Source organism: Pseudonocardia nantongensis (assembly GCF_046546495.1).
Taxonomy (GTDB): domain Bacteria; phylum Actinomycetota; class Actinomycetes; order Mycobacteriales; family Pseudonocardiaceae; genus Pseudonocardia; species Pseudonocardia nantongensis.
Genome location: NZ_JBKGXT010000010.1, coordinates 165,545 through 191,840 on the forward strand (window position 1 = coordinate 165,545; position 26,296 = coordinate 191,840).

The window sequence follows — 26,296 nt, forward strand, 5'->3', positions numbered from 1 at the left end:
GCCCGCCCCTCTCGTCGTGCCCGGCCGGGGTCGGTCAGCGCTTCTTCTCGCTGCTGCCGGCCAGGGTGCCCAGGTACAGCTCGATGACCTTCGGGTCGTTCAGCAGCTCCCTGCCGCCGGCGGTGTAGGCGGCCCGGCCCTGGTCGAGGACGTAGCCACGATCGCAGATCTGCAGGCAGCGGCGGGCGTTCTGCTCGACCATGATGATCGACACCCCGCTGGCGTTGATCCGCTTGCAGCGCACGAACACCTCGTCCTGCAGCATCGGGGACAGGCCCGCGGAGGGCTCGTCGAGCAGCAGCACCGACGGTTCCATCATCAGCGCCCGGCCCATCGCCACCATCTGGCGCTCGCCGCCGGACAGCGACCCGGTCTTGGTCCTCCGGCGCTGCCCGAGCATCGGGAACAGGTCGGCGACCTCGTCGAACCGCTTCGCGAACGTCCGGGGTCGCAGGAACACGCCCATCTGCATGTTCTCCTCGATGGTCAGCGAGGGGAACACGTTGTCCCGCTGCGGCACGTAGCCGACACCCCTGGTCACCAGGACGTGCGCCTTGGCACCGGTGATCTCGGCGTCGCGCAGCCGGACCCCGCCGGTGCGCACCGGGATGAGCCCGAACATCGCCTTGAGCAGCGTCGACTTGCCTGCCCCGTTCGGGCCGATGATGCCGACGATCTCGCCGTCCCGGAGGAAGAAGTCGCTGCCGGTCAGGATGTCGACGCCCGGGACGTACCCGGCGACGAGGGAGTCGCAGCGCAGGAGCGCCCCCTCGGCCAGCTCGGCGTGCACCTCGGGGGCCGCTGCCTCCTCCGGCGTCCGGGCCCGGTCGGTACCGGATGCGTTGTCGCTCACGAGCGCTTCCCCTCCTCGGACGGCTCGGCCCGCTCCTCGCCGACGATCTCGGCGGCCTCCATCTCCTCGACCAGCTCGGCGGTCTCGCCGACCGGGTTGCCCTCGGCGTCGAACTCCAGCACCTGGTCGTGGTGGGCCCCCAGGTAGGCGTCGACCACGGCCTCGTTCGACGACAGCGCCTCCGGCGGGCCCTCGGCGATCACCCGGCCCTGGGCCATGACGACGACCCAGTCGCTGACGTCGCGGATGACGTCCATGTCGTGCTCGACGAACACCACCGTCATGCCCTCGTCCCGCAGCGACCGGACGTGGCCCAGCAGTGTCTGGGTGAGCGCCGGGTTCACCCCGGCCATCGGCTCGTCGAGCATGACGACCGTCGGGTCCATCATCAGCGCCCGCGCCATCTCGAGCAGCTTGCGCTGACCGCCGGACAGCGACCCCGCGAGGTCCTCGGCCTTGGCGTCGAGCTGGAACCGTCGCAGCAGCTCGTGGGCCCGCCCGGTGATCGCCTTCTCCTGGGCGCCCCAGCCGGTGAACAGCGCGCCGAGGAAGCTCTCGCCGCGCTGGCCGGTGGCGCCGAGCCGCATGTTCTCCAGCACGCTCATCCCGGCCAGCGCCTTGGTGAGCTGGAAGGTGCGGACGACGCCCCGGCGGGCGACCCGGTGCGGGGGCAGCTTCTGCAGCGCCGTCCCCTCGAACGTCCAGGACCCGGTGTCGGCCCGGTCGAAGCCGGTGAGCAGGTTGAACAGGGTGGTCTTGCCGGCACCGTTCGGCCCGATCAGGCCGGTGATGGCGCCGCGCTGGATCTCCAGGTGCCCGACGTCGACGGCGGTCAGACCGCCGAACGTGCGGGTGACGTCGTCGATGGTGAGCACCGGGTCGGGCTTGGCCGCCCCCGGCTCCGGCGAGGTGCCCGACAGCGTCTCCCGGGCGGTGGTCCGTTCCGGGGTGGCAGCGGGGGACGGGGACTCATCGGCCATCGCCGACCACCTCCCTCCTGCGTCCGAAGATGCCCTGGGGACGGAACACCATCATGAGCCCCAGGAACAGCCCGACGAGCACGAAGCGGATCGCGCCGACGTCCTGGGACTCGACGAAGGGCAGCAGCGGGTCGTCGCCAGCGGTCGCCTGGCGCAGGAACGCGTCGGCCACCGAGAGCAGGAACCAGAAGGCCATCGCGCCGATGACCGGGCCGAGCACCCGGCCCGCCCCGCCAAGGATGAGCGCGGCGTAGGCGAAGAAGGTCTGCGGCGGGGAGTAGAAGTCCGGTGTGAGCGACTGGGTCGCCAGCGCGAACACGATCCCGCCGAGGGCGCCGAACACGCCGCCGAGCGAGAGCGCCTGCATCTTGTAGGCGAAGACGTTCTTGCCGAGTGCGCGGGCGGCATCCTCGTCCTCCCGGATCGCCTTGAGCACCCGGCCCCACGGGCTGCGTACGAGCAGCCAGGTCAGGAGGGTGCACAGCGCGACGACGGTCCAGCCCATGAGGATCGCCCACAGGTCGGGTGCCCGGATCTCGAGACCCAGCAGGCTGTAGCTCTCCTGGGTGAACGGGTTGGCCGCGGCGAAGGCGTCGCCGAACCCGGTCAGCCCCTGGGTGCCACCGGTGAACTCGGTCTGCGAGGTGGACCGGGTGATCAGCCGCAGGATCTCCGCCGCGGCGATCGTCACGATCGCCAGGTAGTCGGCCCGCAGCCGCAGCGTCGGGATGCCGAGGATCAGCGCGAGCGCGACGCCGCACGCCATGCCGATGATGACGCCGAGCCAGAGCGGGGCGCCGTAGTTGGCCACCGAGATGCCCATGCCGTACGCGCCGACCAGGGCGAACCCGATCTGTCCGAAGTTGAGCAGTCCGGTGTAGCCGAAGTGGATGTTCAGGCCCAGCGCCAGCAGCGCGAAGAAGATGGCCGACGGGCCGATCAGCTGGGTGAAGCCGACGGCCGCGAGGTTTCCGAAGTCGATCACGTCTGCCCCCTCAACCGATCCGGGCCCGGCTGCCGAGCAGCCCCTGCGGACGGAACACCAGGATCACGATCAGCACCGCGAGACCACCCAGGTACTTGAGGTCGAGCGGCAGGACGAGCGTGGACAGCTGGACCAGGATGCCGACGATCAGGCAGCCGAGCAGCGCGCCGTAGGCGGTGCCGAGACCGCCCAGGATGACCCCGGCGAACATCAGCAGCAGCAGCCGGAAGCCCATCTCGTACTGCACCGTGCTGGACAGCTCGGAGAGCGCGAACAGCACACCTCCGAGGGTGGCCAGCGCGCCGCCGAGCATCCAGACGAACAGCACCACCCGGTCGACGTCGATGCCGGAGGCGGCGGCGAGGTCCCGGTTGTCGGCGACGGCGCGCATCGCCTTTCCGATCCGGGTCTTCTGCAGCAGCAGCGCGACCCCGATCAGCACCACGACCGCCACGACGATCGCCGAGAGGTCCTTGTCGGTGAGCGCGATCGGGCCGTAGTCGCGCACGGTCTGGGCGGTGTAGTCGGTGAACGACTCGGACCGGCCCCCGAAGACGATCAGGACCAGGTAGCGCAGCGCGATCGACAGGCCGATCGAGACGACCAGCTGGGCGATCAACCCGGCCCCCCGGCGTCGCAACCGGCGCCAGATCCCGAGCTCGTTGGCGGCGCCGAGCAGGGCGCCGATCACTATCGCGATGATCGTCGCGGGGATGAGCTGCACCCCGCCGGCGACGTTGACGTACCAGGCGACGACGGCCCCGATGGTGACCATCTCGCCGTGCGCGAAGTTGGTGAGCCCGGTCGTTCCGAAGATCAGCGAGAGGCCGACCGCGGAGATGCCGATGACCAGGCCGAACCGGATGCCGTCGACGAGCAGCCGCAGGAACAGCGCCACCGGGGAGGTGTCCAGCCCCTCCTGCTCCTCGCCGAACCGGAACACGACGGTGTTCAGCGAGCCGTCGGCGACCTCGCGGGTGACCTCGCCCTGCAGCACCTGGGTGCCCGGCGGGAGGGTCGCCTCGTCCAGCCGGAACGTGTAACTGCCGGCGGCCGGGACGCTGATCTGCCACCGGCCGTTCGCCTGCGAGGTCCCCTCGCCGACCGGCGCCCCGTCGCGCAGCGCCACGATCGTCACGTCCGGCAGCGGCTGCCCGCTCTGGTTGCGGAGCGTGCCGCTGACGCGGATGCCCTGCTCCTGGGCGGGGGCGACCGCTGTCGCGGCCGGGCCGGGGGAGCCCGTGCCGGCGAGGGCTGTGCCGGAGAGGGCGGTGCCGGCGAGGGCGGTGCCCCCGAGCAGCACCACCAGCAGGCCGATCAGCCAGCGGGACGCGGCCGCGCCGCGGGCGCGCGACCTGCGGACCACGGGTCCCGCGCGGCGCTCGGGGTGCGGTGAACTACGGGATGGAGACAAGGTGGGTCCGTCCTCGTCGGCCGTTCGCGACCCCCGGTTGGGTGATCGGGAGTGAAACTAGCCGAGAGGTGGTCGCTGACGAACCGATCGGACGGGGCCGTGGCCGAGCCGTAACGCGGACGTACCGCAGGGCGACGATCAGGTCACGAGCGGTCGTGTGTCGCGGTGCAGACAGGTCAGCTTCGCGGTGCAGACCCGGCGGCCGGCATGGTCGGTCAGGACGATCTCGGTGGTCGAGGTCGAGCGTCCGACGTGGACGGGCCGGGCGGTCCCGGTGACGTACCCCTCGGTGGCCGAGCGGTGGTGCGTGCAGGCGAGCTCCAGCCCGACCGGGAACCGCTCGGGCAGCGCGTGCAGCGCCGACAGCGTGGACCCGAGCGTCTCGGCGAGCACCGCGTTCGCGCCGCCGTGCAGCAACCCGTAGGGCTGGCGGTTGCCCGCCACCGGCATCCGGCCGACGACCTCGTCCAACGTGATGGTCAGCAGTTCGATGCCCATCCGGGTGGCGAGCTGCTCTGCGGCGTGCTCCGGGGCGAGTTCGGGGAGCTGGGCGGCGTCGATCGGCACCCGGGCACCGTACGGCGCGCAGGACGCCCGCCCGCCGGGAGGGCTGGAGCCGTGCCCCGGGCCCGGACGCCCGATCGGGTGCGATCCGGTCGCCCCACGAGGGCGCGCCCCGGCGTCGCCGGAGAGATCACCCGGAGAGATCACACCGCGCCGGCTTGCCGGATCGGCCCGGTTCGGTGACCGTGAGCGACACGGCGCCCCGGGCCCCCGGTGCGCCCGGACCGGCGGGAGGAACGAGAGTGGCGGACGACAACGCGCGACCGTCGGCGGCCGAGGCCTGGGCCACCTTGCAGGCGGGCAACCTGCGCTGGCAGCGGGACGAGCGCGACGAGCCGCGCCGGTCGGCCGAGGAACGCGCGGCGGTCGTGGCGGGCCAGACGCCGATGGCGATGATCCTGTCCTGCTCGGACTCCCGGGTGCCGGCCGAGCTGCTGTTCGACCAGGGGGTCGGCGACCTGTTCGTGAGCCGCACGGCAGGCCAGGTCGTCGACGACGCCGTGCGCGGCAGCCTGGCGTTCGGCGCCGGTGCGCTCGGCATCCCGCTGCTGGTGGTGCTGGGGCACTCGGGGTGCGGGGCGGTCAAGGCCGCGGTGGGCGTCGCGGGCGGGGGGGCCGCCCCGACGCCGTCGACCCTGGGCGCGCTGGTCGGCGACATCGTGCCGGTCTGCGTCGGCGACGGCACCGACCCGGACGCCGACGTCGCGGCGGCGGTGGACGCGAACGTCCGGCGTGTGGTGGCGCAGCTGTCCGCGGACGCCTCGCTGTCCGGTGCGGTCTGCAACAACCGGCTGACGATCGTCGGGGCGCGCTACGACCTGGCGACGGGCGCGGTCGTCGAGGTCTGAGTCGAGAGCCCGGCCGAGCTCGCGGCCGAGGGCTCAGCCCGGCCGGCGGGTCACGAAGATCGCCGTGCCCGGGAACAGCTCGCCACGCAGCCGGGACCACTGCCCCCAGACGCCGTCGTGCCACTCCGGCCACTCCGGCTCGACCAGGTCCTCCAGCACCAGCCGGGCCGCGACGACGTCGCGCACCCGGTCGCCGAGGGTCCGGTGGTGTTCGACGTAGGTGGCCCGGCCCTCGCCGTCCACCTCGAGGTAGGGGGTCCGGTCGAAATAGGACTGGGTGACGGTGAGCCCGGCCGGGCCGGGGTCGTCCGGGAACGCCCAGCGGATCGGGTGGTTCACCGCGAACACCCACCGGCCACCGGGCCGCAGCACCCGGTGCACCTCGCGCATCACGCGCCGCGGGTCGGCGACGAAGGGGACCGCGCCGAACGCGGAGCAGGCGAGGTCGAATGTGGCGTCGCCGAACGGCAGGTGCTCGGCGCCGGCCTGCACCAGCGGGACGTCGGTGCCGAGCCGCGCGTTGAGGACGGCGGCGTGCCGGAGCATCCCGCCGGAGACGTCGAGGGCGACCGGGCGGGCGCCCTGGGCGGCCAGCCACCGGCTGCACGGCGCGGACCCGGCGCCGACCTCCAGGATCCGCGCGCCGATCAGTTCCTCCGGCGGGCCGAGCAGGCGGGCGTCGCCCTCGTGCAGCCGTTCCGGGCACCAGACGAACTCGGCGTCGCCGATGTCGGCGCCGTGTTCGGCCAGGTAGTCGTCGGCGTCGGCGTCCCACCAGCGGCGCCCGGCGGCCTCGGACTCGGTGCTGCCCACGCGGCGGCGGGCGACCCCGGCGGTGCCGACCACCTGCTCGGCGGAGAAGTACTCGTCGCGGGTGCTCATGACCACCCGATCGTCGCAGCGTGCGCCGCTCGCCCGTTCATCGGACCCGCATTGCTCCGCTGATTCGGGCCCGCGTAGCATGATTCGCGCACCGTGGTCAACGTGGCGGAAGCCCTCCGGCGCCTCTCCGGCGCCCGTGCCGGCCGTCCGCCGCGAGCGACAGATCCAGCGACATCGACCGCGGGGAATCGACGCCAGAGGGTGACTGCTACAACGTCACAGCTACACGACCCAGAAGCGGTCGCTGCTGCAGCAGCGGGCGTACCGACAGAGCCAGAGAAACCCACCGGAGCACCCCACTACATGTCCACCGACACCACCGCCGCCCCGACCACGCCGCAGGTCGCTATCAACGACATCGGGTCGGAGGAGGACTTTCTCGCCGCCATCGACCAGACGATCAAGTATTTCAACGATGGCGACATCGTCGAGGGCACCATCGTCAAGGTCGACCGTGACGAGGTCCTGCTCGACATCGGCTACAAGACCGAGGGCGTCATCCCCTCGCGGGAGCTGTCGATCAAGCACGACGTCGACCCCGCCGAGGTCGTCGAGGTCGGCGAGTTCGTCGAGGCCCTCGTCCTCCAGAAGGAGGACAAGGAAGGCCGCCTGATCCTGTCCAAGAAGCGCGCCCAGTACGAGCGCGCCTGGGGCACGATCGAGGCCCTCAAGGAGGCCGACGAGCCGGTCGAGGGCACCGTCATCGAGGTCGTCAAGGGCGGCCTGATCCTGGACATCGGGCTCCGCGGCTTCCTGCCGGCGTCGCTGGTCGAGATGCGCCGCGTGCGCGACCTGCAGCCCTACGTCGGCCGCAAGATCGAGGCCAAGATCATCGAGCTGGACAAGAACCGCAACAACGTGGTCCTGTCCCGCCGCGCCTGGCTGGAGCAGACCCAGTCCGAGGTCCGCAGCGAGTTCCTCAACCAGCTGCAGCGCGGGCAGGTCCGCAAGGGCGTCGTCTCCTCGGTGGTCAACTTCGGTGCGTTCGTCGACCTGGGCGGTGTCGACGGCCTGGTGCACGTCTCCGAGCTCTCCTGGAAGCACATCGACCACCCGAGCGAGGTCGTCGAGGTGGGCCAGGAGGTCACCGTCGAGGTGCTCGACGTGGACCTGGACCGCGAGCGCGTCTCGCTGTCGCTGAAGGCGACCCAGGAGGACCCGTGGCGGCTGTACGCCCGGACCCACGCGATCGGCCAGATCGTGCCGGGCAAGGTCACCAAGCTGGTGCCGTTCGGTGCGTTCGTCCGCGTCGAGGAGGGCATCGAGGGCCTGGTGCACATCTCCGAGCTGGCCGAGCGCCATGTGGAGGTGCCGGAGCAGGTCGTGCAGGTCGGCGACGACGCCATGGTCAAGGTCATCGACATCGACCTCGACCGGCGCCGCATCTCGCTGTCGCTGAAGCAGGCGAACGAGGGCATGACGACCGAGACCGAGTTCGACCCGACCCGGTACGGCATGGCCGCCGAGTACGACGACCAGGGGAACTACATCTACCCCGAGGGCTTCGACGTCGACACCGGCGACTGGAAGGAAGGCTTCGAGGAGGCCCGCGCGGCCTGGGAGAAGCAGTACGCCGAGGCGCACGCCCGCTACGAGCAGCACATGGCGCAGCTGCGTAAGGCCGCCGAGGCCGAGGCCGAGGGTGGCGACGACGTCGCCGCGGCCAACTACTCCTCCGGCGGTGGCGAGGAGCGTTCCGCGAACACCGGCGGCGGCGGTGGCGGCGCCAGCACCGGCACCAGCAGCGCCCCCGCGGAGACCGGTGGCTCGCTGGCCAGCGACGAGCAGCTCGCCGCGCTGCGGGAGAAGCTGTCCGGCGGGGCCTGATCGCCCCGTCCCGGTCGTGACCGACCGGGTGTGACACGCACCGAGCCCCGGTGACCCCTGTGGTCACCGGGGCTCGGTGCGTGTCCGGGCCGGTTCCGGTGCGGGGCAGGCGGTCCGGCCGCTGCGGGTGAACGGCCGGCGCCGGCCATCGGCGTGTCGGGACGGACGCGCCGGGCTCAGGTCACGGTTCGGCAGCAGTCGATGACGCTTCGGGAACGTCAGCGGAAGTCGATCTCCATCGGACCTAGATTGGGAGCATGGCCGGCCGCACCGTCCGCCGGATGCAGTCCGGCTCCTCCCTGATCTGGCCGTCCCGGGCTGCCGGGGCGCCCACCTCCGCCCGTGCCCGTCGCGGGCCCGTCGCCCTGCTCGCCGGCTTCGCCCTGCTCGGCGGCGTGCTCGCCGGGTGCGGCACGGCCGCCGGTGATCCCAACATCGCCGTGCCGACGTTCACGGCCGAGAAGTCCGGTTCCGCGCAGGCCGGCGAGGAGCCGGTCGAGATCGCCCTGCCGGTCGACTGCGCCGAGCTGATGGATCCCGAGCAGGCCGGTGCGCTGTTCGGCCAGGTGCTCGGCACGGTCTCCGTGCAGACCGTGCGCGGCGTGCCCCAGCCCGCGGTGAACCGGACCGAGCGGACCGCCTGCACCTACCGTGCCGGCGGGCAGGAGCAGGCCGTCGCCGGGTCGCGCAACACCGGGCCGGTGCTCTACCAGCTCAATATCGGCCGGTACGGCGACGCCGCGTCGGCGACGCGGCAGTGGCAGCTCAACACGAACGCCGAGCGTGGGAACGCGATCGCCTCCCGCGACCTGAAGATCGGTGACATCCCGGGGGTGCTGATCGAGCGCCCGGACGAGACCACCCTGGCCGTGGTCTACGGCGTGGACACGCTGACCTTCGTGCTGCCGGTCTCCGCGCCCGGGCAGACCCGGTCGGCCGCCGAGACGCTGCCCGACCTCGCGCAGCGGATCATCCCGGCCCTGACACCGACCCAGCCGCCCGGCAGCCGCCCGTCGGCCGTGCCCGCGCCGGCACCCGTGCCGGGCCCGGAGGCGCCGCGGGCCGGCAGCACCTGATCGGGCGCCGGTCGCGGCACCCGCACGCCCGGCCGGCCCTTCCGCCGTTACGGTGACCACGTGCTGCGGACAGGGCTGACCGGGGGTATCGGAGCGGGCAAGTCGACGGTCGCACGCCGGCTCGTCGAGCGCGGCGCGGTGCTGGTGGACTCCGACCGGATCGCCCGTGAGGTGGTGGCGGCGGGGACCGAGGGGCTGTCCGCGGTCGTCGAGGCGTTCGGCGAGCAGATCCTGCGCCCGGACGGCGAGCTGGACCGCCCCGCGCTGGCCTCGGTCGTGTTCGGTGACCCGCAGGCTCGGCGGACCCTGGACGGCATCGTGCACCCGCTGGTCCGGGCCCGGTCCGACGAGCTGGTCGCCGGGGCCGCGGCGGACGGGATCGTCGTGCAGGACATCCCGCTGCTCGTCGAGGGCGGGACGGCGCCGGCGTTCCCGCTGGTCGTCGTGGTCGGGGTCGACGAGCAGGAACGGGTCTCCCGGCTGGTGTCCACCCGCGGGATGGCCGAGTCCGACGCGCGGGCCCGGATCGCCGCCCAGGCCACCGACGAGCAGCGCCGCGCGGCCGCTGACGTCTGGCTGGACAACTCCGGCTCGGCGGAGGAGACCCGGGCCCGGGTGGACGCGCTGTGGGACGGGCGGCTGGTGCCGTTCGAGGAGAACCTGCGGGCGGGCCGTCCGGTCGCGGCCGGCCCGCCCCGGCTGGTGCATCCCGACCCGACCTGGCCGGACCAGGCCCGGCGGCTGGCCGATCGGGTCGCGGTGGCGGCCGGGTCGCGGGGGAGCGGGGTGGAGCACGTGGGGAGCACCGCGGTCCCCGGGCTGCTCGGCCGGGACGTGCTCGACCTGCAGCTGGCCGTCACCGACCCCGCGGACGCCGGCCCGGTCGGCGAGGCGCTGGCCGAGGCCGGGTTCCCGGCCGACCCGCACGACCCGGGTGACGGGGCCGGCACGGTGGCCGTGCACCGCTCGGCCGACCCGGGCCGGGCGGCCGTCGTGGTGCTGCGCGAGCAGGGCTCGCCGGCGTGGCGGCACGCTGTGGAGCTCCGGGACCGGTTGCGCGCCGACGACCGGGCCCGGGACGCCTACGCCGAACGCAAGCGCGCCGCCGCCGCCGCGCTCTACGCCGACGATCCGGACGCGTTCCGCTACTCCGCGCACACGGCGGCGTGGCGAGATGACCCGAACGGCTGAACGGCGTCGTGCGGATCACGTCATTCGCCTCGTTGTGGGTCACGCCGACCCGCATCTGTAACGGCCTTCGCTCGTTGGTCGACAAGGCGGACAGGGGCGCCCAACGCTCGGTACCGCCGGATGCTGGCGGATGTCCGCCGATCGCACCCGAGCCGGGCGTGGTCGTCGGACGGTCCGGGTAGGGCGAGGAGAGGGCACGAGGTTGAGCACGGTGGCACAGCGACACGGGGCTGACGGCGTTCCGGCCGGACCCGGTCGTGCCGCGGAGCCCGGCTACGACGCCTGGGCCGGTCAGCCCGTGCCCCCCGACCAGTGGACGGGCGGTGAGCCCCCGCCGATCAGCGGCGCGATGGTGCAGCAGCACCGCACGCTGCCGCACGGCGAGCTGCGAGCCGACTACGGCGCCCACCTGGAGGCGCACTACCCGCGCCTGGTCGCTCAGCTCTACGCCATCACGTTGAGCCCGCAGGACGCGCACGACGCGGTGCAGGACGCCTACTCGCGGGCCTGGCGGCGCTGGACGGAGCTGCGTTCGCGGGACGACGACGGCCCGGAGGACGCGGCCGTGGGCTGGGTGCGCCGGGTCGCGATCCGGACCTCGATGCGGGGCCGGCTGCTGCGCCCGCGCCGCCGCCGGGCGTCCGAGGAGAGCGACCCGCGCACCGCCGCGCTGCTGGACGCGCTGGGCCGGTTGGCCCCGGCCGACCGGCGGGCCGTGGTGCTGCACCACATGGCCGGGCTGCCCGCCGGTGCGGTCGGCGCGCTGGAACGGGTGTCCGAGCAGACGGTCCGGGCCCGGCTCGCCCGGGGCCGTGAGGTCGTGACCGAGGGCATGGCCGAGGCGCTGGACGAGATCGTGGGGCCGGCCGGTACCGCCGAGGGGGGACGGGGATGACGAGGGTGCGCGACAGGGATTTCCACGCGGTCGACCGGGAGTTCCACCGGCTCGACGACGTGCTGGCCGCGGCGGTGCCGTTGCCCGCGGTCGACGACGTGATCGCCCGCGCGGCCGGGGCCCGGCGCGCCACGTCCGCGGCGGCGGCGGCGGTACTCACGGTCGGTTCGCTCGGTGGGGTCACCGCGGTCGCGACCGCGGCGGCGCCGGGCGGGTCGTTCGTCAGCCCGCCGTTCGCGATCGCCTCGCCGAGCACGTCGGCGCCGTCGCCGCAGCCGATCGAGGCCGGTGCGCCGGGGTCGGCCGAACAGGGCCCGCCGCCGGCGTTCGACCCCTCCACCGCGGCTGTCGACGGGGGTGCGCTCCCGCAGTCGCCGGACGGCACCGCCGCCGCCCCGGGCGGGCCGGGCCTGCCGCCGCCCGCCGGTGGCGGTGGTGGTGCGGGTGGCGCCGCGCCCCCGCCGCCCCCGGTCGCGCCGACCCCCGACCCGACCCCGCCGGGTGGGAACCCGGGCCCGGACGACCCCGGCCCCGGCGGCCCAGGGGACGAGCCCCCCGGCGGTGGGGACCCCGGTGACGAGAACCCCGGCGGCGACGACCCCGGCGGCCCCGGGGGCGGCGAGGGCGGCGAGGACCCGACGACGCCGCCGTCCGACCCGAGCACCACGCCGAGCGACCCGAGCACGGACCCCACCGACCCGCCGAGCAGCGACCCGACGACGCCGCCGTCCTCATCGAACGGGGAGGGCACGCCGGACCCGACGACCACGCCGTCGACCAGCTCGTCGGCTGCGCCGCCGTCGTCGACCAGCGGGGGGCCGAGCAGCAGCTCCTCGTCGAGCTCGCCCTCGTCGACGTCGGCGGGGAAGGGCACACAGAGCAACGCGGTCGGGCTGGGCCCGGCGCAGCACTCCGCGGTCTGACGGACCGCAAGGCCGGCCGGGGGCCGGGGGTCAGCCCCGCAGGTCGGCCGGCGGGACCGGCTCGGCCCGCGGCCCCAGCTCGATCCCCCGGGACGCCAGCCAGGCCTCGTGGTCGTGGCCGTGTGCGGCCAGGCCGTCGAGCACGGCGTGTGAGCGTTCCAGCGCCAGTTCGGCGAGGCGGGGCTCCAGCAGCCCCTGCGCGACGGCGGCGACGTACTCGTCGACGTCGAGCAGCTCGGTCTCCCGGCCCCGGCGCACGACCAGGTCCAGGTAGAGATCGGTCATCCGCAGCAGCGGGCCGTCCCGGACGATCTCGGCGACGTCGACGTAGAGGTCCTGGTCGCGCTCGTGCCCGGGGCGCCAGTACCAGTCGGACAGGCACACCCCCAGCTCGGGGAGCACCCAGGTCTCGATCCACCAGGCGTTCGGCCGGGCGACGACCGGGCGGGACAGGTAGAGCCCCCAGTCGTGCACCCGGAGCTCGTGCGCCGGGCGCTCGACGCCCTTGGTGTCGATCTGGAGGCGGGCGCTCGGGTCGAAGACCTGGGTCTTGGGCGGGTGCACGGGTGCATCGTGCCTGCCCGCCCCGCATCGGGCGAAACTGTCGGTGGGTGCTCGTACCCTGGGTTCATGGCATTCGCGACCGAGGTCCCGGGCAGCGCCGCCGACCGGCAGGGCAACGTGGAGATCCGCGTGCAGCCCGAGGCGCATCCGGACGCGGGCAGCACCCCGTCCGGCACCCCGCTGGCGCACTCCGAGCACCGTCCGGTGGGCGAGATCGAGCGCAAGGACGGGCGCTTCCGGGTGGTCAGCGAGCACAAACCGGCCGGTGACCAGCCGAACGCGATCGCCGAGCTGGACAACCGGTTGCGCGGCGGCGAGCAGGACGTCGTGCTGATGGGCGCCACCGGTACCGGCAAGTCGGCGACCACCGCGTGGCTGATCGAGCAGCAGCAGCGGCCCACGCTGGTGATGGCACCGAACAAGACGCTCGCCGCACAGCTGGCCAACGAGCTGCGGGAGATGCTGCCGCACAACGCGGTGGAGTACTTCGTCTCCTACTACGACTACTACCAGCCCGAGGCCTACATCGCGCAGACCGACACCTACATCGAGAAGGACAGCTCGGTCAACGACGACGTCGAGCGGCTGCGGCACTCGGCGACGATGAACCTGCTGTCCCGGCGCGACGTCGTCGTGGTCGCGTCGGTGTCCTGCATCTACGGCCTCGGCACGCCGCAGTCGTACCTGGACCGGTCGGTGCAGCTCACGGTGGGCGAGGAGGTCGAGCGGGACCGGCTGCTGCGCCTGCTGGTCGACGTCCAGTACACCCGCAACGACATGTCCTTCACCCGCGGCACGTTCCGGGTCCGCGGGGACACCGTCGAGATCATCCCGGCCTACGAGGAGCTCGCCCTGCGGATCGAGTTCTTCGGCGACGAGATCGAGGCGCTCTACCACCTGAACCCGCTGACCGGGGACACGGTCGAGCAGGTCGAGGAGATCCGGATCTTCCCGGCGACCCACTACGTGGCGGGGCCGGAGCGGATGGAGCGGGCGGTCGCCGACATCGAGTCCGAGCTGGAGCAGCGGCTCGAGCAGCTGGAGAACCAGGGCAAGCTGCTGGAGGCCCAGCGCTTGAGGATGCGCACCCAGTACGACATCGAGATGATCCGCCAGGTCGGGTTCTGCTCGGGCATCGAGAACTACTCGCGGCACATCGACGGCCGCGGCTCCGGCACCGCACCGGCCACGCTGATCGACTACTTCCCGGACGACTTCCTGCTGGTCGTCGACGAGTCGCACGTGACGGTGCCGCAGATCGGGGGCATGTACGAGGGCGACATGTCGCGCAAGCGCAACCTCGTCGAGTACGGGTTCCGGCTCCCGTCGGCGGTGGACAACCGTCCGCTGACCTGGGAGGAGTTCGCGGACCGGATCGGGCAGACGATCTACCTGTCCGCCACGCCGGGCCCCTACGAGCTCAACCGCACCGGCGGCGAGTTCGTCGAGCAGGTCATCCGGCCGACCGGCCTGGTCGACCCGGAGGTCGTCGTGAAGCCGACGAAGGGCCAGATCGACGATCTGGTCGCCGAGATCCGGGACCGCACCGAGCGGGACGAGCGGGTCCTGGTCACGACGCTGACCAAGAAGATGGCCGAGGACCTCACCGACTACCTGCTCGAGCTCGGCATCAAGGTCCGCTACCTCCATTCCGAGGTCGACACGCTGCGCCGGGTTGAGCTGCTGCGCCAGCTGCGGTCGGGGGAGTACGACGTGCTGGTCGGCATCAACCTGCTCCGCGAGGGCCTCGACCTGCCGGAGGTGTCGCTGGTGGCGATCCTGGACGCGGACAAGGAGGGCTTCCTGCGGTCCGGGACCTCGCTGGTCCAGACGATCGGGCGTGCCGCGCGCAACGTGTCCGGCCAGGTGCACATGTACGCGGACCGGATCACCGACTCGATGCGCTACGCCATCGACGAGACCGACCGGCGCCGGGCCAAGCAGGTCGCCTACAACACCGAGCACGGGATCGACCCGCAGCCGCTGCGGAAGCGGATCGCCGACATCCTCGACCAGGTCTACCGGGAGGCCGAGGACACCGAGGCCGTGCCGGTCGGCGGATCGGGGCGGAACGCCTCCCGTGGCAAGCGCGCGGCGGGCGAGGCCGGCCGTGCCCCGGCTGCGGGGGCCAGCTCCGGGGTGGCCGCCGGCAAGGACACCCAGGGCATGCCGCGGGCCGAGCTGGCCGACCTGATCCAGCAGATGAGCGACCAGATGCTCGCCGCGGCGCGGGACCTGCAGTTCGAGCTGGCCGCCCGGCTCCGGGACGAGATCTCCGACCTGAAGAAGGAGCTGCGCGGGATGGACGCCGCCGGGGTGAAGTAGCGAGATGACCCGGCCCGGTACGTCCGGGGGCGTCCGGTTCCGGTGCGCACCCCGGTACCGACGGGCGGGTCCCGCGCGAGGTGCGGGTGCGCTCCCGATACCGTGACCCACCGTTCCCGTCCACCCGGCCCGTCCGGACACGACCCTGCCCGGCCGACCGGACTCGATCCCGTCGGGACGGCCCGCAGCGGAGGAGCCCCGTGACCGTCACCCGCCCCGCGCCCGACCCGGGCGTGCCCGCCGACCCGGCGCCGTCCGCCCCCGGCGTCCTGCGACGGCTGCGTGCGGAGCTCACCGCCCGCCGGACGCTGTGGGTGACGGTCCCGCTGCTCGCGATCTCGCTGTTCTGGTCCGCGATCCGGCTCGGCGGTTACGCGCTCGACCTGGACATCTACCGGATCGGCGTGCAGGTCTGGATGGCAGGCGGGGACATGTACGGCACCCTGCCGGAGCCGATGAACGGGCCGGTCCTGCCCTTCATCTACCCGGTGTTCGCGGCGGCCGCGATGGTCCCGCTCGCGCTGGTGCCCTACGGGGTCGCGTTCTGGATCCAGTTCGTCGTGTCCGTGCTGTCGCTGACCGGGTGCATCGCGATCGCGGTGCGGGTGGCCTGGCCGGCCGGTGGCTGGGCGGGCGCCGGGATCGTCACCGTGCCGGCGCTGGCCCTGACGCTGCTGCTCGAGCCGGTCGCGCAGACGATGGCGTTCGGGCAGATCAACCTGCTGCTGATGCTGCTGGTGCTGGCCGACTGTCTGCTGCCGCGGACCCGGTGGCCGCGCGGTCTGCTGCTCGGCCTGGCCGCCGCGATCAAGCTGACCCCCGGCGGGTTCGTGCTGTTCCTGCTGGTGCGCCGGGACTGGCGGGCGGTCGGCGTCGCGGTCGCGACCGGGATCGTCGCGACCGGGCTCGGGTTCGTGGTGGACCCGGACTCGTCGTACCGGTACTGGTTCGTCCGGGGCCCGGCCGCCGGCGTCAGCGGGTCGACGTTCTTCTCCAACGAGACCGTCCAGGCGATCCTGGCCCGCCAGGAGGTCGCCGAGCCCTGGTTCACGGTGCTGTGGCTGGTGGTCGTGGCCGTGCTGCTCGCCATGGCGATCCCGGTGATCCGGCGCAGCGAGCCGGTGCTGGCGCTGTCCGCGACCGCCGCCGTCGTGCTGATGGCGACCCCGACCGCGTGGTCGCACCACTGGGTCTGGGTGATCCCGGCGCTGTGCGCGATCGGGGTGCACGCCGCCCGGCACCGCTCGTGGGTCTGGGCCGCGCTCGGCGCGGTGATCGCCACGGTCTTCTACCTCGCCCCGTTCCGGTGGATGCCGAACGTCTGGGGCGTCGAGATGAAGTGGAACCTCGGGGACCAGATCCTCGGCGCCAGCTACGTCATCCCGGCCACGGTGGCCCTGGCCCTGGGCTGCTGGTACGTCACCCGCGGGCCCGGGCGCCCCGGCGGCCCGCACGCACCCGACGAGCTCGCCCTGCGGGTCGGCCAGGGCTGACCCCGCAGGCACCCCGACGCCGGCCTGCGGAGTCGCCATGGCGCGGTTCCATGGCGCGGCCCGCGGCACCCGCCTAACCTGGCGGCAGGAGGTGCAGGTGGACAGCGACGTCCGGAGGCACGACGTTCGGAAGCACGACGCCCCCGAACCCGACGGCGTCTGCGCGGTCCGGCCGGGCACCGACCTGGGCCGGCACGCCCGCATGCTCGCCCGCGTGCACGACGCGACGCTGTCCGGGGACCCCGCCCCGGCACAGTCCCGCCGGCTCGTCGCCCGCTCCTGGGACCGGGTCCTCGCCCAGGGCGTGAACCCGGATGCCGGGGACCCGCCCGGACCGCTCGGCGTCGGCGAGGTCGAGCAGCGCCGGAGCTCGTCGACGCTGGCGGCCGTGCTGCCCGAGCTGCGGTCCGCGCTGACCTCGGTCGCCGAGGACGCCCGGCACGTGATGGTGGTCTGCGACGCCGACGGCGTGCTGCTCTGGCGGGAGGGCTCCACCGCCGTCCGGCACCGGGCCGACGCGCTCGGCTTCACCGAGGGCGCGGACTGGTCGGAGGCCTCGGTCGGCACCAACGCGATCGGTACCGCCCTGGCCGAGGACGGGCCGGTGCAGATCTTCTCGGCCGAGCACTTCGTCCGCAGCCACCACGGCTGGACCTGCACCGCGTCGCCGGTGCACGACCCGCGCAGCGGTGAGCTGCTCGGGGTCGTGGACCTGTCCGGGCCCGCGCAGACCATCCACCCGACGACGGTCGCGCTGGTCAGCACCGCCGTCCGGCTCGCCGAGGCCGGCCTGTGGCGCCGGCACGAGGCCCGGCTCGACGCGCTGCGCAGCATCGGCGCCCCGATGCTGGCCGGCTCGTCCGGCCCCGGCCTGGTCGTCGACGACCACGGCTGGGTCGCCGCCGCCACCGGCCTGCCCGGGGTGGAACGGGTCGGCGCCCCGGCCGCGGACCGGCTGCTCGCGGTGCACGGCCTCGGGTCGTGCCTGCCCGAGCCGGTGCCCGGCGGGTGGCTGTTGCGCCCGGCCGAGGCCGGCGGGCCGCAGCGGATGCGGCTGACCCTGGACCTGGACGGGCGGCCGCCGCGCGCGGTCGTCGAGGGCACCGGCCGGTGGGCGTACCCGCTGTCCACCCGGCACGCCGAGGTGCTGGTGCTGCTGGCCCGCGCCGGGGCCACCGGGCTCGACGCCGCCGCCCTGTCCCGGCAGCTCTACGGCGACCGGGAGCACCTGGTGACCGTGCGGGCCGAGATGTCCCGGCTACGCCGAGGGCTCGGTGGCCTGTTGCTGGCCCGGCCGTACCGGATCGCCCCGGAGGTCGAGCTCGACCTGACCGGCGTCGAGCACGGCCGGATCGTCCGGGAGTCCACCGCCCCCGGCGTCGCCGCCCTGCGCCGGGACCGACCGACCGCCGGCGCAGGGCCCGTCTGACCCCATCTCCGCGTTGCGGAGCGCGGGGTCCGGGGCGCGGCGGGCGGGGTTCAGCTGGTGATGTCCTTGCGGGTGAAGCGCCAGGCGGCGACGGCGGTGAACACCGTCGCGTAGCAGACCGCGGAGAACGCGCCGTAGGTCATGTCGGCCCAGTCGACGTCGGTGGCCAGCAGCGCGGACCAGGCGTCGCCGTAGTGGGTGGGGAGGAAGTTCCGGATCACCCCGAGGTCGTCGATCTGGTCGATGATCTGCGAGAGGATCGACGCCAGCACCGCACCGCCGACGGCGCCCAATGGCGCGTCCGTGCTCACCGACAGCAACAGCGCGAGCCCGGCGACCCAGCTGAGCTGGATCGTCACGTAGACGGCGCCGAGCAGCACCCGCCCGGCCGCGGTCCAGAACGGCAGCGACTCGCCGACCGGCGAGACGAGGTCCCCGGTCCCGTACGCCAGCGCGCCGACGACCAGCGACGCCACCGGGAGCAGCAGCAGCGCCGCCACCGTCAGCAACCCCGCCACGACGGCCTTCTGGCGCAGCAGTCGCGCCCGCGGCACCGGCACCGCCAGGAGGTAGCGCAGCGACGACCAGGACGCCTCCGAGGCCACGGTGTCCCCGAAGAACAGCGCCACCAGCACCACCAGCAGGAAACTCGCCGCCGCGAACAGCGCGAACACCGCGAAGTTCGCCGCGCTGCCCGACGCCAGGTCCACCAGGCTCGGACCGGAGGCGCGGCCACCGTCGTCGTCGCCCAGGGAGAAGGCCGTCCAGAGGATCACCGGCAGCGCTACGACCAGCCCGAACACCACCTGGGTGCGGCGGCGCCGGAGCTGGCGGACCAGCTCGGTGCGCAGGGGCAGGGTGCGGCCCGGGACGGCGGGCGGTGCGGCCTCGCCGACGACCAGGTCGCCGACGTGCCCGCGCCGGGTGGAGAGCTGGCGGCGGTCGGCACCGCCGTTGCCGGAATCGCCGCTGCCGCTGCTCACTGCAGGCCTCCACTCACGTCACGGCCCTCGGGGCCGACCAGCTCCAGGAACGCGTCCTCCAGCCGCCCGCGCGGCCCGGCGGCGCTCACCGCGACGCCCGCACCGACCAGGGCGGCCACCGCGGCGTCGCGCCCGGTGCCGTCCAGGTGGGCGTGCACCACCCCCGGCTCGTCGCCGGTGATCACGTCCGTGACGCCGTCCAGCGCGGCCAGCACCTCGGCGGCACGTGCGGGGGCGTCCACCGTGAACGACGCGGCCCCGCCGGCGGCGGTCATCTCGGCGACCGTGCCGGACGCGACGACCGTCCCGCGGTGCATCACGACGACATCGGTGCAGGTCTGCTCGACCTCGGCCAGCAGGTGGCTGGAGACCAGCACGGTCCGCCCGCCCGAGGCGTAGCGACGCAGCAGCTCCCGCATCGCATGGATCTGCGGCGGGTCCAGACCGTTGGTGGGTTCGTCGAGGATCAGCAGCTCCGGCAGGCCGAGCATCGCCTGGGCGATCGCCAGCCGTTGCCGCATGCCCTGCGAGTAGGTGCCGACCTTGCGGTGCACGGAGTCGCCGAGCCCGGCGATCTCCAGCGTCTCGTCCATCCGGGCCTGTTCCGGCGGTCGCCCGGTGGCCTCCCAGTACAGCCGCAGGTTCTCCGCGCCGGACAGGTGCGGGAGGAACCCGGGCCCCTCGACGAACGCGCCGATCCGGGACAGCACGGCCGCGCCGGGCCGGATCGGGCGCCCGAAGGCGCGCATCTCACCGGACGTCGGCGCGATCAGTCCCATCAGCATCCGCAGCACCGTGGTCTTGCCGGCACCGTTCGGCCCGAGCAGGCCGAGCACCGAGCCGCGGGGCACCGTGAACGCCACTTCGGAGACGGCGCGGAAGCCGTTGCGGTAGGTCTTCGCGAGCCCGCTGACCTCCAGCGGCAGCACGTCCGGATAGTCGTCCGGGACGCCGCCGGCGACGGCGCCCGGATCAGCCCGGCGGGAACGGATCCGGGTCACCGCCCACAGCAGCGCGGCCACGGCCAGCACGCCGGCGATGCCGAGCACCGGCCACAGCGGCACCGTCGGAGCGGACTCGGAGTCCCCGGGCACCTGGGGTACGGCGAGGGTCGCGTCGCCGGCCAGGCCGACCTGCCACACCGCGGGCTCGACACCGGACGCGTAGCCCTGGTCGGTCGTCGCGAGCGCGACGACGAGGCGGCTGCCCGCCTGCACCGGCGCGACCACGCCGGGCAGCGTCAGGGTGACCTCCGCCGGGCTGCCGTCGGCCGGGACGGCCACCCGCATCGGCGCGACCGCGTTGCCGAGCAGCGTGCTGCGCCCGTCCGGGGTGAGTGCGCTGACCGATCCGAACAGCACCGCCTCGGCCGGGGCGGGCTGGCCGGGCACCCGGGCCACCCGGACCCGGACCCGCGGGGCTCCGGACGGCTGCAACGCCTGGCCGACCGGCTCGGAGACGAACCGCGCGGACTGTCCCGGCGCCGACAGCGCGGACAGCGACCCCAGCGAGCCGAGCGACCCCAGCGCCGAACCCAGGCCGGGCAGCGACGTGATCGCCGCCGGGTTGCCGCCCGGCGGGTGCGCGACGACCTGCTCGGCGCCTCTCAGCGGGACCGGTGTGGTCGGGACCGGGTCGGCGCCACCCAGGCCGGGGTAGGCGTCGGCGAGCACCGTGCGCCCGGTCGCGGTGTCGCCGCGGGTCCGGACGTTGCTGCGCACCTGGTAGGCGAACGGCGCCTCGGCCATGGCGCCGGTCTCGCCGTCGGCGGCCGGCAGGCCGCGCAGGTGCTGGTCGAACCAGTCGCCGATCCGGGTCCGGACCTCGGAGTCCGGCGCGGAGCCGTCGTGGCCGCCTGCGAACCACAGCATCGACACCGGTGTGCCGTTCGCGGCGATCTGGCGAGCGTTGGCGTCGGCCTGGTCCAGGCCGAACAGGGTGTCCTGCTCGCCCTGCACCAGCAGGGTCGGTGCGGTGATCCGGTCGGTGACGGTGGCCGGGGAGGACCGGCGCAACAGCTCGGCCAGTGCGGGGGAGACCCGGCCCGTGGTCGCCGCGGCGGTGTAGGCGGCGCAGACGTCCGGGGCGAACCGGCCACAGGTGACCGGCCCGCCGAGGCCGGACCGGGTGGTGTCGGATCCGGCGGGCTCGGACCGGCCGCCGGCCGTGACCGGGGCTTCGGGACCGGACACCGCCCCGCTACCCGCGGACCCCGGGCCGGAGGCGCCGGCCCCGGTCGATCCTCCCGCCCCGTCACCGGACGGCGCGCCGGACGCCCCGGCGCCGGTCGAGGAACCGGCGCCGGCGGAACCGCTGCCGGTGGAACCGTCGCTGCCGGAGCCCCCGGCGGCGCCGCCCGCCACCCGGCCGCCGGAGCCGAAGAACACCCCGGCCCAGCCGCTCTTGAACACCCCGTCCGGAGCGCCGGCGGCGCGGGCCGGGGTGTCGGCCGGCAGGTCGCCCGCGGCCGCGTTGTTCGGGAAGAGTGCCTGCCCCAGGTCGTTCCAGGTAATCAGCGGGGCGATGGCGTCGATCCGCCGGTCGTACCCGGCCAGCAGCAGCGACAGCCCGCCGCCGTAGGACCCGCCGGTGACGCCGACGCGCGGATCCCCGGCGGCGTCGCGCTGCACCTCGGGCAGCGCGCCCAGCCGGTCGACCAGCCGCGCGGCGTCGGCGACCTCGCGGTCCGGGTCGTTCAGCCCGATCGTGCCGCCGCTGGTGCCGAACCCGCGGGCGGTCCAGGTCTGCACCACGTAGCCGCGGGCGGCGAGCTCGCGGGCGTCGGTGTCCACGCTCTGCCGGGTGCCGCCGAAGCCGTGCGCCACCAGCACCGCCGGGGCCGGGCTCGCCTCGGTCGCCGACGCGGGCAGGTAGCGGGCGGTGTCCAGCTCGACCGTGCCCGGTTCGCCGGGGCCGGCCGGCACCGTGACCCGCTCCGGCAGGACCGCGACCGAGCCGCCGTCGTCACCGGTCGCGGCCGGGAGCGGACCGGGGCCCTGGCCGGGGACGGCGGCGCCGGCCACCGGAGCCGCCGTCAGCAGCAGGCCCGCGACGAGCAGCGCGATCAGGGAGCCGGCACCGCGGCGGGATCGGGGACGTTCGTGCACCTGTCCGAAACTACGCAGATCGGCGGGGTCGTGCCGCCGCGCCCGGGGCGATGTCCGCACCGTCACGGGGCGCCACCGGAGCTGGGCGCGTGCGCTGGAGCGGTGCCGGTGCACGGACCGCGCCGGGGCTACCGAACCCGGTGGAACCCCCGGACGGGTGGGACAGAGGTGCGGTCGGTCACCCCGGCTCGCCTCGCAACGGTCCGGGGGTGGACACTCCCAACGCACCGCAGGGGAGTATCCCGATCGCGGTGGTGTCGTCAGCACGGTGCCGGCGGCGTTCGACCGGGCGCATCCCCGCGGGCGTCGACCGGACCCGGCACCACCGGCCACGCCAGGCGCTCGCGAGCACGGCGTCGTGGCGGGAGAGACCTCGGGCCAGTCGACGCTGCCCTGCTCTGGAGGAGTGCTCGTGAACGTACCCCTGTGGGTCTGGCTGCTGACGGTCGCCGGTTTCCTGGCGATCGTCTGCGCCGACCTGTTCCTGGTCGACCACAAACCGCATGCGGTGACGCTCGGCGAGGTCACCCGCTGGGTCGTCTTCTACGTGGCGCTGGCGGTGCTGTTCGGGATCGGTGTGGGGCTGTTCGCCGGCGGGACCTACGCCGGCGAGTTCTTCGCGGGCTACCTCACCGAGTACTCGCTCTCGGTCGACAACCTGTTCGTCTTCCTGATCATCATGTCGGCGTTCAAGGTGCCGGTGATCCACCAGCACCGGGTGCTGCTGGTCGGCATCGTGATCGCGCTGGTCATGCGCAGCATCTTCATCGCGGCCGGTGCCGCGGTGATCGACCGCTTCTCCTGGGTCTTCTACCTGTTCGCCGCGTTCCTCATCTACACCGCGATCTCGCTGGTCAAGCAGGCCGCCGGTGGCGACGACGAGGAGTGGCAGGAGGGACGGGTGCTGGCCTTCGTGCGCAAGGTACTCCCGGTCACCGACGACTACCACGGCGCGCGGACGACCCTGCGGATCGACGGCAAGCGCTGGGTCACCCCGATGCTCATCGTCATGATCGCGATCGGCGTCACCGACATCATGTTCGCGCTGGACTCGATCCCGGCGATCTTCGGCCTGACCCAGGAGGCGTACCTGGTGTTCACCGCGAACGCCTTCGCACTGATGGGTCTGCGCCAGCTCTACTTCCTGCTCGGCGGTCTGCTCAACAAGCTGATCTACCTGTCCTACGGCCTGGCCGTGCTACTGGCCTTCATCGGCGTCAAGCTCGCGCTGCACGCGCTGCACGAGAACGACCTTCCGTTCCTCAACGGCGGAGAGCCGCTCCCGGTCCCGGACGTCGGGATCGGACTGTCCCTCGGCGTGATCGTCGGGGTCCTGGCCGTCACCACGGTCGCCAGCCTGGTCGCGGTCCGGATCAAGCCGGAGCTGGCCGAGCAGGGCAGCGCGATCACCGCGCCGCCGCTGGCCCGGACCAAGGAGGACGCCGCGCGGATCGTGACCGAGGACGAGCAGGCCGACCACCACGTGGCCCCGCCGCCGCACGAGCCGAAGTAGCGCTACGGCCCGTCCGGGAGCGGCCCGGCACCCTGCAGGTGGTGCAGGACCACCGGCCCGACCCGTCCTGCGGACAGGGTCAGCGTCATCCAGGTGTGGGTCGGCTTCCGGCGCCGGTCGGTCGGCGAGCCGGGGTTGAGCAGCCGCAGCGTGCTGCCGTCGGCGCGGGTCGCGACGGAGTCCCACGGGATGTGCGAGTGCCCGAACACCAGCAGGTCGGCGTCCGGGTGGGCGGCCGCGGCGCGACGCTCCCGGCCCTGCTTCGCGCCGGTCTCGTGGGTGACCGCGACCCGGACCCCGCCGATCTCGGCCCGGGCGGTCTCCGGCAGCCGGGCCCGCAGGTCGTCGCCGTCGTTGTTGCCCCAGCAGGCCACCAGCCGGGACGCCCGCTGCTCGAGGCGGTCCAGCAGGTCGGCCGAGCACCAGTCCCCGGCGTGCACGACGACGTCGGCCGCCGCGACCGCGTCCCACACCGGGCCGGGTACGTCCCGCGCCCGGCCCGGCAGGTGCGTGTCGGAGATCAGCAGCAGCGCCGTCTCCCGGGAGCTCAGTTCACGCCGACCAGGTCGACGACGAACACCAGCGTCTCGTTCGGGGCGATCACACCGCCCGCCCCGTGGGCGCCGTAACCCAGGTGCGGCGGGATGATCAGCCGGCGGCGGCCGCCGACCCTCATCCCGGTGACGCCGGTGTCCCAGCCGGAGATGACCTGGCCGGCGCCCAGGCCGAAGCGCAGCGGGTTGCCGCGGTCGTAGGAGTTGTCGAACTCCGCGGCGGTGGACTGCGAGACGCCGACGTAGTGCACGGCGACGGTGTCGCCCGGCTTGGCCTCGACGCCGTCGCCGACGGCGAGGTCCTCGGCCACCAGATCGGTGGGCAGCGGGCCGTCGACGATCTGGACGGCGGGCTTCTGCGGTGCGGTCACGCCGGATCTCTCCTCAGGGACGGGAACGGAACGGCCCGGCCGGGCCGGGTGTCGTGGCGACCCTGCCAGAGCGCCGGAACGCCGATGGCGTGGGGGACACGCCGACGGGGCGGATCCTCTCTGGAGGCCCCGCCCGGCCACTCCGGACCGCCGGGCGGGGCATACTTGTCGCCGTCCACAGAGAAATCAACTCTGTTGTCCGGATCACATCTTTGCGAACATCTCCCTGTCGCGAATCCCCATGGGGTGACCCGGATTCGTGCTGTTCACCGCACACCGCACGGGCGGCCGCCCGCCGGTCCGCCGTGGGGAGCGGGTGCCCCGGGGACGTCCCCGGCGGGTGCCCCGGAAAGGGAACCGATCGCCGATGATGTCGATTCTGATTTTCGCGGCCGGGGCCGCGCTCCTGATCTACAGCGCGGAGAAGCTGATCACCTACCTGGTCGGGGCCGCCCGCGGGCTCGCGGTCTCGGTGTTCCTGCTCGCGGTGATCTTCACCGGGATCGAGTTCGACGACCTGGTGTTCGGCGTCGCGCTGAACGTGGAGGGCCTCGAGGACGTGGCCCTCGGCGTCGTCTTCGGCACGGTCATCTCGATGGTCGGCGTCGTGCTCGCGCTGGCGGCGTTGCTGGTGCCGTGCCGGGTGGACGTGCCCAGGGACTACCTCGCCGTCTTCGCGGCCTCCCCGCTGGTCCTGATCGGACTCGCCTTCATCGGTGAGGTCGGCACGGTGCTCGCGATCCTGCTGATCCTGCTGTTCGTGGCGTTCGTCGCCTACGTGGCGGTACGCGAGCGGACCCGCTCGGTGGCGACGTTCCGGGACACCGAGGTCGTGGGGAGCGCCGGCCGGGCGGGCGGCGGGACGCTGTCCGACGACGTCTCCCGCACCGGTGGCATGGAGATCGCCTCGAAGCGGAACCTGCCCGGCTGGGCGCTCATGGCCCTGGCGGTGCTGGCCCTGGTCGGTCTGGTCGTCGGTGCGTGGGTGATGGCCGAGGGCACCGAGGGGATCCTGGAGGAGTTCGGGATCGTCGGCACCGTGTTCGGCGCGACGATCGCGACCCTGGTGCTGACGCTGGAGGACATCTTCCTGACCGTGGAGCCGGCCCGGAAGGGCGCGCCGCTGATCGGTATCGGGAACGTGATCGGCTCCGTGGTGTTCTCGGTGACGGCCAAGCTGGGGATCATCGTGCTGGCCGGTGGCGAGATCGAGGTGACGCCGGACGTGTTCGTCTGGCACCTGCCGGCGCTGGTCCTGCTGATCGCGTTCTCGACCTACGCGCTCTGGACCGGCCGGCTGCGCCGCTGGCACGGCATCGTGCTGCTGGGCGCCTACGTCGTCTACTGGATCGTCAGCTTCGTGGCATTCGGTGTCGTGCCCGCGGACGCCGACTGACAGTGAGGATGTAGGTGAGCCCCGCAGCGGTCGGTCTGACCCACCGACTGACTGACTCCGGGTCTTCAAGGGGATCTGTCGGCCGGTCCGCTGCGGGGCTCGTGCACTCACCAGACGGCGGTT

Annotated in this window: 22 protein-coding genes; 11 read left to right on the forward strand and 11 right to left on the reverse strand. The window is 73.7% G+C overall.

What is annotated here, in order from left to right; translation table 11 throughout:
• Positions 1-34: 34 nt before the first annotated feature.
• From ACLFMI_RS13260 to ACLFMI_RS13280, 5 genes are all read right to left on the reverse strand, one after another.
• Positions 35-853: an ABC transporter ATP-binding protein gene (locus ACLFMI_RS13260; RefSeq protein WP_410948126.1), complete on the reverse strand. Its 819-nt coding sequence runs from the start codon at positions 851-853 to the stop codon at positions 35-37.
• On the reverse strand, positions 850-1,833 hold the full coding sequence (locus tag ACLFMI_RS13265; RefSeq protein WP_410948127.1) for an ABC transporter ATP-binding protein: 984 nt from the start codon (positions 1,831-1,833) through the stop codon (positions 850-852). The genes ACLFMI_RS13260 and ACLFMI_RS13265 overlap by 4 nt, the downstream gene beginning before the upstream one ends.
• A complete protein-coding gene (locus tag ACLFMI_RS13270; RefSeq protein ID WP_410948128.1) occupies positions 1,823-2,818 on the reverse strand; it encodes a branched-chain amino acid ABC transporter permease in 996 nt (331 codons plus the stop codon). The genes ACLFMI_RS13265 and ACLFMI_RS13270 overlap by 11 nt, the downstream gene beginning before the upstream one ends.
• A 10-nt stretch (positions 2,819-2,828) precedes the next feature.
• Positions 2,829-4,184, reverse strand: a complete 1,356-nt coding sequence (locus ACLFMI_RS13275) for a branched-chain amino acid ABC transporter permease (RefSeq protein ID WP_410948129.1) — start codon at positions 4,182-4,184, stop codon at positions 2,829-2,831.
• Between the two features lie 186 nt (positions 4,185-4,370).
• Positions 4,371-4,799, reverse strand: a complete 429-nt coding sequence (locus ACLFMI_RS13280; RefSeq protein ID WP_410948130.1) for a PaaI family thioesterase — start codon at positions 4,797-4,799, stop codon at positions 4,371-4,373.
• A 239-nt stretch (positions 4,800-5,038) separates the two neighbouring features.
• On the opposite strand from ACLFMI_RS13280, the gene ACLFMI_RS13285 reads away from it, so the two are divergent.
• Positions 5,039-5,644 (forward strand): carbonic anhydrase, encoded by a 606-nt coding sequence (locus ACLFMI_RS13285; RefSeq protein WP_410948131.1) that lies wholly within the window; start codon positions 5,039-5,041, stop codon positions 5,642-5,644.
• A gap of 33 nt (positions 5,645-5,677) precedes the next feature.
• Here the strand turns inward: ACLFMI_RS13285 and ACLFMI_RS13290 are convergent, their stop codons facing one another.
• Positions 5,678-6,526 carry a class I SAM-dependent methyltransferase gene (locus ACLFMI_RS13290; RefSeq protein ID WP_410948132.1) on the reverse strand — a complete coding sequence of 283 codons (849 nt, stop codon included), beginning with the start codon at positions 6,524-6,526 and terminating at the stop codon, positions 5,678-5,680.
• 303 nt (positions 6,527-6,829) lie between these two features.
• Here ACLFMI_RS13290 and rpsA point away from each other — a divergent pair, with 303 nt between their 5' ends.
• The 5 genes from rpsA (at position 6,830) to ACLFMI_RS13315 (ending at position 12,438) form a co-directional block, all read left to right on the forward strand.
• Positions 6,830-8,353, forward strand: coding sequence for a 30S ribosomal protein S1 (gene rpsA, locus ACLFMI_RS13295; RefSeq protein ID WP_410948133.1), 1,524 nt, complete (start codon positions 6,830-6,832; stop codon positions 8,351-8,353).
• Positions 8,354-8,610: 257 nt separating this feature from the next.
• The gene (locus ACLFMI_RS13300) at positions 8,611-9,429 is read left to right on the forward strand and encodes a hypothetical protein (protein WP_410948134.1); all 819 of its coding nucleotides are present in this window, start codon (positions 8,611-8,613) and stop codon (positions 9,427-9,429) included.
• Positions 9,430-9,489: 60 nt separating this feature from the next.
• Positions 9,490-10,620, forward strand: a complete 1,131-nt coding sequence (gene coaE, locus ACLFMI_RS13305; protein ID WP_410948135.1) for a dephospho-CoA kinase — start codon at positions 9,490-9,492, stop codon at positions 10,618-10,620.
• 211 nt (positions 10,621-10,831) lie between these two features.
• Positions 10,832-11,515 carry an RNA polymerase sigma factor gene (locus ACLFMI_RS13310; RefSeq protein WP_410948136.1) on the forward strand — a complete coding sequence of 228 codons (684 nt, stop codon included), beginning with the start codon at positions 10,832-10,834 and terminating at the stop codon, positions 11,513-11,515.
• 5 nt (positions 11,516-11,520) lie between these two features.
• A complete protein-coding gene (locus ACLFMI_RS13315; protein WP_410948137.1) occupies positions 11,521-12,438 on the forward strand; it encodes a hypothetical protein in 918 nt (305 codons plus the stop codon).
• A 30-nt stretch (positions 12,439-12,468) separates the two neighbouring features.
• Here ACLFMI_RS13315 and ACLFMI_RS13320 read toward each other — a convergent pair whose 3' ends face one another.
• Positions 12,469-13,002, reverse strand: coding sequence for a DUF402 domain-containing protein (locus ACLFMI_RS13320; protein ID WP_410948138.1), 534 nt, complete (start codon positions 13,000-13,002; stop codon positions 12,469-12,471).
• A 66-nt stretch (positions 13,003-13,068) separates the two neighbouring features.
• Here ACLFMI_RS13320 and uvrB point away from each other — a divergent pair, with 66 nt between their 5' ends.
• The 3 genes from uvrB (at position 13,069) to ACLFMI_RS13335 (ending at position 18,249) form a co-directional block, all read left to right on the forward strand.
• Positions 13,069-15,327, forward strand: coding sequence for an excinuclease ABC subunit UvrB (gene uvrB, locus ACLFMI_RS13325; protein WP_410948139.1), 2,259 nt, complete (start codon positions 13,069-13,071; stop codon positions 15,325-15,327).
• Between the two features lie 200 nt (positions 15,328-15,527).
• A complete protein-coding gene (locus ACLFMI_RS13330; RefSeq protein WP_410948140.1) occupies positions 15,528-16,820 on the forward strand; it encodes a glycosyltransferase family 87 protein in 1,293 nt (430 codons plus the stop codon).
• A 202-nt stretch (positions 16,821-17,022) separates the two neighbouring features.
• Entirely contained in the window at positions 17,023-18,249 is a 1,227-nt protein-coding gene (locus ACLFMI_RS13335) for a GAF domain-containing protein (RefSeq protein WP_410948152.1), read from the forward strand.
• 50 nt (positions 18,250-18,299) lie between these two features.
• Here the strand turns inward: ACLFMI_RS13335 and ACLFMI_RS13340 are convergent, their stop codons facing one another.
• Positions 18,300-19,151, reverse strand: coding sequence for an ABC transporter permease (locus ACLFMI_RS13340; protein WP_410948153.1), 852 nt, complete (start codon positions 19,149-19,151; stop codon positions 18,300-18,302).
• A 77-nt stretch (positions 19,152-19,228) separates the two neighbouring features.
• Positions 19,229-22,339, reverse strand: coding sequence for an alpha/beta fold hydrolase (locus ACLFMI_RS13345; protein ID WP_410948141.1), 3,111 nt, complete (start codon positions 22,337-22,339; stop codon positions 19,229-19,231).
• A 412-nt stretch (positions 22,340-22,751) separates the two neighbouring features.
• On the opposite strand from ACLFMI_RS13345, the gene ACLFMI_RS13350 reads away from it, so the two are divergent.
• Positions 22,752-23,852, forward strand: a complete 1,101-nt coding sequence (locus ACLFMI_RS13350) for a TerC family protein (RefSeq protein ID WP_410948142.1) — start codon at positions 22,752-22,754, stop codon at positions 23,850-23,852.
• 2 nt (positions 23,853-23,854) lie between these two features.
• Here the strand turns inward: ACLFMI_RS13350 and ACLFMI_RS13355 are convergent, their stop codons facing one another.
• Together ACLFMI_RS13355 and ACLFMI_RS13360 are read right to left on the reverse strand one after the other, a co-directional pair.
• Positions 23,855-24,382, reverse strand: coding sequence for a metallophosphoesterase family protein (locus tag ACLFMI_RS13355; RefSeq protein WP_410948154.1), 528 nt, complete (start codon positions 24,380-24,382; stop codon positions 23,855-23,857).
• 17 nt (positions 24,383-24,399) lie between these two features.
• On the reverse strand, positions 24,400-24,777 hold the full coding sequence (locus ACLFMI_RS13360; RefSeq protein WP_410948143.1) for an FKBP-type peptidyl-prolyl cis-trans isomerase: 378 nt from the start codon (positions 24,775-24,777) through the stop codon (positions 24,400-24,402).
• A gap of 370 nt (positions 24,778-25,147) precedes the next feature.
• Between ACLFMI_RS13360 and ACLFMI_RS13365 the strand changes: the two genes are divergently transcribed.
• Positions 25,148-26,173 (forward strand): sodium:calcium antiporter, encoded by a 1,026-nt coding sequence (locus tag ACLFMI_RS13365; RefSeq protein ID WP_410948144.1) that lies wholly within the window; start codon positions 25,148-25,150, stop codon positions 26,171-26,173.
• Positions 26,174-26,296 lie beyond the last annotated feature (123 nt).

What these genes read in the sequence shown, in the direction of transcription:
- ACLFMI_RS13265 (WP_410948127.1), bottom strand. Translation starts at nt 1,833, where the DNA reads ATGGCCGATGAGTCCCCGTCCCCCGCTGCCACCCCGGAACGGACCACC.
- ACLFMI_RS13290 (WP_410948132.1), bottom strand. Translation starts at nt 6,526, where the DNA reads ATGAGCACCCGCGACGAGTACTTCTCCGCCGAGCAGGTGGTCGGCACC.
- rpsA (WP_410948133.1), top strand. Translation starts at nt 6,830, where the DNA reads ATGTCCACCGACACCACCGCCGCCCCGACCACGCCGCAGGTCGCTATC.
- ACLFMI_RS13300 (WP_410948134.1), top strand. Translation starts at nt 8,611, where the DNA reads ATGGCCGGCCGCACCGTCCGCCGGATGCAGTCCGGCTCCTCCCTGATC.
- uvrB (WP_410948139.1), top strand. Translation starts at nt 13,069, where the DNA reads ATGGCATTCGCGACCGAGGTCCCGGGCAGCGCCGCCGACCGGCAGGGC.
- ACLFMI_RS13335 (WP_410948152.1), top strand. Translation starts at nt 17,023, where the DNA reads ATGCTCGCCCGCGTGCACGACGCGACGCTGTCCGGGGACCCCGCCCCG.
- ACLFMI_RS13365 (WP_410948144.1), top strand. Translation starts at nt 25,148, where the DNA reads ATGTCGATTCTGATTTTCGCGGCCGGGGCCGCGCTCCTGATCTACAGC.